8 protein-coding genes are annotated in these 6,233 nt (G+C 72.9%); 4 read left to right on the forward strand and 4 right to left on the reverse strand.

What is annotated here, in order from left to right; translation table 11 throughout:
* Positions 1–39: 39 nt before the first annotated feature.
* Genes C6N40_RS10775 through C6N40_RS10790 form a run of 4 tightly spaced genes read left to right on the forward strand, consistent with a single transcriptional unit; the run spans position 40 to position 4,403 of the window.
* Positions 40–993, forward strand: a complete 954-nt coding sequence (locus C6N40_RS10775) for an AAA family ATPase (protein WP_106991029.1) — start codon at positions 40–42, stop codon at positions 991–993.
* A gap of 5 nt (positions 994–998) precedes the next feature.
* On the forward strand, positions 999–1,967 hold the full coding sequence (locus C6N40_RS10780; protein ID WP_106991030.1) for a DUF58 domain-containing protein: 969 nt from the start codon (positions 999–1,001) through the stop codon (positions 1,965–1,967).
* A complete protein-coding gene (locus C6N40_RS10785; protein ID WP_106991031.1) occupies positions 1,960–3,921 on the forward strand; it encodes a transglutaminase TgpA family protein in 1,962 nt (653 codons plus the stop codon). Before C6N40_RS10780 ends, C6N40_RS10785 begins: the two co-directional genes overlap by 8 nt.
* Positions 3,918–4,403 carry a Slp family lipoprotein gene (locus C6N40_RS10790; protein ID WP_106991032.1) on the forward strand — a complete coding sequence of 162 codons (486 nt, stop codon included), beginning with the start codon at positions 3,918–3,920 and terminating at the stop codon, positions 4,401–4,403. Before C6N40_RS10785 ends, C6N40_RS10790 begins: the two co-directional genes overlap by 4 nt.
* A 12-nt stretch (positions 4,404–4,415) precedes the next feature.
* On the opposite strand, the gene C6N40_RS10795 is transcribed toward C6N40_RS10790, so the two are convergent.
* The 4 genes from C6N40_RS10795 to C6N40_RS10810 all read right to left on the reverse strand — a co-directional run.
* Positions 4,416–4,757: a histidine triad nucleotide-binding protein gene (locus C6N40_RS10795; protein WP_106991033.1), complete on the reverse strand. Its 342-nt coding sequence runs from the start codon at positions 4,755–4,757 to the stop codon at positions 4,416–4,418.
* A 9-nt stretch (positions 4,758–4,766) separates the two neighbouring features.
* Positions 4,767–5,369, reverse strand: a complete 603-nt coding sequence (gene recR / locus C6N40_RS10800) for a recombination mediator RecR (protein WP_106991034.1) — start codon at positions 5,367–5,369, stop codon at positions 4,767–4,769.
* Between the two features lie 7 nt (positions 5,370–5,376).
* Entirely contained in the window at positions 5,377–5,703 is a 327-nt protein-coding gene (locus tag C6N40_RS10805) for a YbaB/EbfC family nucleoid-associated protein (protein ID WP_106991035.1), read from the reverse strand.
* 16 nt (positions 5,704–5,719) lie between these two features.
* The coding region (locus C6N40_RS10810) for a DNA polymerase III subunit gamma/tau C-terminal domain-containing protein (RefSeq protein ID WP_338024596.1) at positions 5,720–6,233 on the reverse strand (514 nt) is incomplete at its 5' end.

Here is a 6,233-nt window from a genome sequence, read left to right on the forward strand (position 1 = left end):
CCAAGGTATCCTTCGAACAACCTACGCCAGGACCCCCGCATGCAAGCGAAGGCATCGAACGCCGACATCCTAACCGAGCGCACGCGCCTGGCACTCGCCGACGCCGAGGCGCAGGTGAACCAGCTCGTGCTGGGCAAGCCACGCGAGGTGCGGCTGGCCTTCACCACCCTGCTCGCCGGTGGCCACCTGCTGATCGAGGACCTGCCGGGCCTGGGCAAGACCACGCTGGCGCGCGCGATGGCCGCGAGCCTGGGCCTGGACTTCCAGCGCATGCAGTTCACCTCCGACCTGCTGCCCTCGGACATCATCGGCGTGTCGATCTACGACCAGGCCGCGCGCGAATTCCGCTTCCACGCCGGCCCGGTGTTCACCCAGCTGCTGCTGGCCGACGAGATCAACCGCGCGCCGCCGCGCACGCAGAGCGCCCTGCTCGAGGCCATGGCCGAACACCAGGTGACGGTGGACGGCACCACGCACGCGTTGCCGCAGCCCTTCTTCGTCATCGCCACGCAGAACCCGGTGGACCTGGCCGGCACCTTCCCGCTGCCGGATTCGCAGATGGATCGTTTCCTGCTGCGCCTGCACCTGGGCTACCCGGAGGCGGCCGCCGAACGCGAGATGCTGGCCGGCGCCGACCGCCGCGACCTGATCGCCCATTCGATGCCGCGCCTGTCGGGCGAGGACGTGCTCGCGCTTCGCAGCGCGGTCGGCAGCGTGCATGCCAGCGAGGCGCTGGTGGCCTACGTGCAGGCCCTGCTGCAGGAAAGCCGCCGGCACCCGGGCGTGCAGGTGGGGCTGTCGCCGCGCGCCGGCCTGGGCCTGCTGCGCGGCGCGCGCGCCCTGGCGCTGCTCGACGGCCGCGACCATGCGCTGCCCGAGGACGTGCAGGCGCTGTTCGCCGCGGTCGCCGCGCATCGCCTGGTGCCCGAATCCGAGGCCGAGCGCCGGGACGGCCTGGCCGAGGCGATCCTGCGGACGGTGGCCGTGGACTGACGGCCATGCCGCACGTGCCGGACCTCGCCGAACGCCTGGGCGAACGCCTCTCGCGCCTGCCCCTGGTCAGGCCGCGCGCGCCGGAAACGCTGCCGGTGCATATCGACCGCCGGCGCATCTACGTGCTGCCCACCGGCTTCGGCCTGTTCCTGGCCCTGATGCTGGGCGCGATGGTGCTCGGCGGGCTGAACTACAACAACAACCCGGCGCTGCTGCTCGCCTTCGTCACCGCGGCCGTCGCCCACAACAGCCTGGTGCAGGCGCACCTGTCGCTGTCGGGGCTGCGCATGGTGGCCCTGCATGCCGAGCCGGTGTTCGCCGGCCAGCCGATGGCCGTGCGCGCCGCCTTCGAGGCCACCGGGCTGCGCCGCCGGCCCGGCCTGGAACTCGCCGCCGGCCCCGTGCAGGCCGCCTTCGACCTCATGCCCGGCGAGCGCGCCGAAGTCGTGCTGGCGCTGCCGACCGCGCGTCGCGGCTGGCTCGAGCCCGGACGCCTGCGCCTGTCGACGATCCGGCCCCTGGGCCTGGCGCGGGCCTGGAGCTGGCTGCTGCCGCGCGCGCGCCTGCTGGTCTATCCGCTGCCCGAGGCCGGCGAGGTGCCGCTGCCCGCGCACGGCGGCGACAGCGCCTCGCGCCGGACCCGCCAGCACGGCGAGCAGCCCCACCACCTGCGCGAGTACCGCCCCGGCGACGCCCGCAAGCAGATCGCCTGGAAGCCCTCGGCGAGCTCGGGCCGGCTGCTGGTGCGTGAATACGAGGCCAGCGCCCCGCGCGAAATCGAACTGGCCTGGGACGCGCTGCAGGGCCTGGCCCACGAGGCACGCATCCGCCGCCTGGCCCGCTGGGTGGTGGATGCCGAACGCCTGGGCCACCGCTTCCGCCTGCACCTGCCGGGCACGGTGATCGGCCCGGGCCGCGGCCCCGAGCACCGCCACGCCTGCCTGCGCGCACTGGCCCTGATGCCCGATGCCTGAGCGCCTGCCGACGCCGCTGCGCCGCTGGTGCATGGCCGCCGCCGCGGCCTGCCTGCTGCCGCTGCTGCTGCAGGTGCCGGCGCCGCTCGCGCTGGCGCTGGGCGCGACCGCCGCGCTCGGCTACGGCTTCGACCGGCGCTGGCCGGGTGCGCTCCGGATGGTGCTCCTGTTGGGCGTAGCGGCCTACATAGTGTTCACCTTTGGCTTCAACCTCGGACGCGACACCGGCACGGCGCTGCTGGCCGCGCTGCTGGCGGTCAAGCCGGGCGAAACCCAAAACCGTCGCGATGCGCAGAGCCTGCTGGGCTTTTCCCTGTTCGCGCCCTTCGCCGCCTTCCTGCAGGACCAGGGCCCGCTGGTGATGGCGCTGTCGCTGCTGGCGCTCGCGCTGCTGCTGCCGGCGCTGGCGATGCTGGCCGAATACCGGCCCGGCCAGCCGGCACCGGCCTTCGACCGCTCGCGCCTGCGTGGCACCGGCATGGCCGTGCTGGTGGCGCTGCCGCTGGCGCTGGCCGGGTTCTGGCTGTTCCCGCGCCTGGCCACGCCGCTGTGGGGCATGCCCGAGAATGCGCTCGGGCGCGGCGGCCTGGACGACCGCATGACCCCGGACCAGTGGATCGACCTGTTCAGCAGCGACCTGCCGGCGGCGCGCGTGCGTTTCGCCGGCACGCCGCCCTCGCGCCAGGACATGTACTGGCGTGCGCAGGTGCTCTGGGACTTCGACGGCCGCAGCTGGACGCGCGAGCGCAGGCCGCTCGGCGAAGCCGCCGCGCCGGTACCCGGCCCGGGCGGCGTGGTCGAGTACGAACTCTCGCTCGAGCCCACCGACCAGCGTTACCTGCTGGTGCTCGACCGGCCGCTGGAAGCACCCGCGGGCACCCGCCTGCGCGCCGATGCCAGCGTGGTCTCGGACATCCCGGTATCGCGCCTGATCAAGTACACCGGCCGGTCGGACCCCGACGCCCGCCTGCAGGCCGCGCTCGGCCCGGGCGACTGGCTGCGTGCCACCGCCCTGCCCCCCGATCTGAACCCGCGCACGCTCGCGCTGGGCCGGCAGTGGAGCGCCGAAAGCGGCGGCAGCGACGTGGCCGTGGTGCGCCGGGCGCTGGAGTGGATCGGCGCCGAGTTCAGCTACAGCCTCACAGTGCCGCCCACGGGCCTGCACGGCGTGGACGAGTTCCTGTTCGATTCGAAGGTCGGCTTCTGCCAGCACTTCAGCTCGGCCTTCGCCGTCCTGATGCGCGCGGCCGGCATTCCCAGCCGCGTGGTGATTGGCTACGCCGGCGGCTACCGCAATCCCTATGCCGACTACTGGGTGGTGCGGCGCATGGACGCACACGCCTGGACCGAAGTCTGGCTCGAGGGCCGCGGCTGGACCCGGGTGGACCCGACCGCGGCCGTGGCGCCGATCCGCATCCTCGATACCGTCGAGGACCGCCAGCGCGCCGAGTCCCTGCTGCCCGAGGCCTTCACGCCGGTCCGCGACCTGGCCGACTGGGCACGTCGCGGCTGGAACGACCTGGTGCTGGCCTTCGACGCCGACCGCCAGGCGCGACTGTTCCGGCCGCTCGGCGTCGACCAGGCCAGCGCCGGCCAGCTGGGCCTGGCCTTCGCCATCGGCGCCGGCACGGTGATGCTGCTGACCCTGTGGTACCTGATGCGCGGCCAGCCGGCCAGCCGCGACCCGCTGGTCGCCGCCTGGTTCGTCTTCACCAAGCGCATGCGCCGCGCCGGTCTCGGCAAGCCCGCCTGGGAGCCGCCGCTGGCCTACGGGCGCCGTCTGTCGGAGGCCCTGCCCGCCCAGTCGGAAGCCCTGGAATCACTCAGCCGGCGTTATGCCGCTGGCCGATACGCTCCGGACGGACTGTCCGGGGATGAACTCGGGCGCCTGGTCGCCGACCTTCGCGCCTTCCGTCCCACCCGCACCCCTCGTCGAAACGGAGACCTGCCATGAAGCGCCCGTCGTCCCGCGTCCGGATGTTGCTTCCCCTGTTCGCCACGCTGGCCCTGGCCGGCTGCGTCACCGCGCCCAAGCCGCTGCAGGGCAGCTTCGCGCCGGTGCAGCCCGGCGACGTCGTACGCTCGGGCGCCAGCGGCGACCTGGTGCGCTGGGGCGGTCGCGTGGTGAAGGTCGAGCCGCTCTCCGACCGCAGCTGCTTCGAGATCGTCGGCGTGCGCCTGGGCAGCGACGGCCGGCCGCTGGCGCGCGACCAGAGCGACGGCCGCTTCATCGCCTGCCGCGCCGGCTTCTACGATCCGGAGGTATTCCTGGCCGGCCGCGAGATCACGATCATCGGCCGCACCAGCGGCTTCGAGAACCGCAAGGTCGGTGACTACGACTACCGCTATCCGCTCGTTGACGCCGACGTGATCTACCTGTGGCCCGAGCGCAAGGACGTCGACGTCATCATCGAGCGCCACCCGTTCTGGTGGTGATCGCCCCGCGCCTCAGCCGGGCGGCCAGTGCATGGCGCGCCCGGCCAGCAGGTGCAGGTGGATGTGGTACACACTCTGGCCGCCGTCGCGATTGGTGTTGAACACCACCCGGTAGCCGTTTTCGGCGAAACCTTCCTTCTTCGCCCAGGCCGCGGCCGCCATCACCAGGCGGCCGGCCAGGACTTCGTCGCCGGGTGCCAGCTCGTTGAGCGTGGCGACGGGCTTTTTCGGGATGAACAGCACGTGCACCGGCGCCTGCGGGTTGATGTCGCGGAAGGCCAGCACGTGCTCGTCCTCGTGGACGATGTCGGCGGGGATCTCGCGGGCGATGATCTTGTCGAAAATCGTGGCCATGGCCGCTCCTCAGGAAGGGATTTCGCTGCGTGAACCGAAGGCGTGCGCGAGCGTGCCGCGGTCGACGTACTCCAGCTCGCCGCCCAGCGGCAGGCCGTGCGCGAGCCGGCTGGGCGTGACGCCCGCCTGCCGCGCCAGCTGCGCCAGGTAATGCGCGGTGGCTTCGCCCTCGACGGTGGGATTGGTGGCGATGATCAGCTCGCGCACCTCGCCCTGGGCCAGGCGCGCGGCCAGCTTGTCGAGCCCGAGCTCCTTCGGGCCGATGCCGTCGAGCGGCGACAGCCGGCCCTGCAGCACGAAGTACAGGCCGCGATAGCCGGTGGCGGTCTCGATCGCCAGCCGGTCGGCGGGCGACTCGATGGCGCACAGCAAGCCGCGCTCGCGCGAGGCGCTGGCGCAGATCGCGCAGACCGGCGTCTCGCTGAAGTCGCGGCACGACTCGCAGTGGCCCACCTTCTCCACCGCCTCGGCCAGCGCGGCCGACAGGCGCAGTCCGCCCTCGCGGTCGCGCTCGAGCAGGTGGTAGGCCATGCGCTGGGCCGACTTGCTGCCGACGCCCGGCAGGCAGCGCAGGGCCTCGATCAGCTGCGCCAGCAGCGGCGAGGCGCTCACGTGGGGCTCAGAACAGGCCCGGGATCTTCATGCCCGGGGGGATCGGCATGCCGGCGGTGGCGGCCGACATGCGCTTCTGGCTCTCTTCGTTGGCCTTGTTGACGGCGTCGTTGAAGGCCGCGGTGACCAGGTCCTCGAGCATCTCGGCGTCCGACAGCACCGACGGGTCGATGCGCACGGCACGGCACTCCATCTTGCCGGTCAGGGTGACCTTGACCATGCCGCCGCCGGACTGGCCCTGCACCTCGACGCTGCCCAGCTCTTCCTGGGCCTTCTTGAGGTTGTCCTGCATGCGCTGGGCCTGCTGCATGAGTTGGGCGATGTTGCCTCGCATGGTGTCTTCCTTCGTGTCAGTGGTCGTCCAGGGGACGGATGGAATCGGGTACGAGCGTGGCGCCCTGCTTCACCAGCTGGGCCACGACCGGGTCGGAGAGGAAATCGGACTCGGCACCGGCCTGGCGTTCGCCGCGCTGGCGCTGCGTGCGGTCGTGCAGGGTTTCGCCGGCGGCCGCCCTGGCGGCCTCGAAACGCAGCCTGGGCTCGGCGCCCAGGTGCGGCGCGAGCGCGGCGGCGAGCTGGCGCAGCAGCGAGTCGCTGCGCAGGTGGTCGAAGCTGTCGGGCAGCGAAAGCGAGAGCACGCCGTCGGCGTAGTCGCAGAACGCGCAGTGCGCCGCCAGCTCGCGCACCGGGCCGCGCAGGCCGGCGTCGGCGACGAGGTCGAGCCAGTCTTCGGCGCTGGCCAGGCGGGCACCGCCGCCCGTGGGCGCGGCCGGCGCGGCCGGCTGCACCGGGGCAGCCGCAACGGGCGCAGGCTCGTGCCGAGGCGGTTCATTGCGCGGCGGTTCCGCGAACACCGGCGGCGGC

Origin of the sequence: Arenimonas caeni, assembly GCF_003024235.1 — a bacterium.
Lineage (GTDB): Bacteria > Pseudomonadota > Gammaproteobacteria > Xanthomonadales > Xanthomonadaceae > Arenimonas > Arenimonas caeni.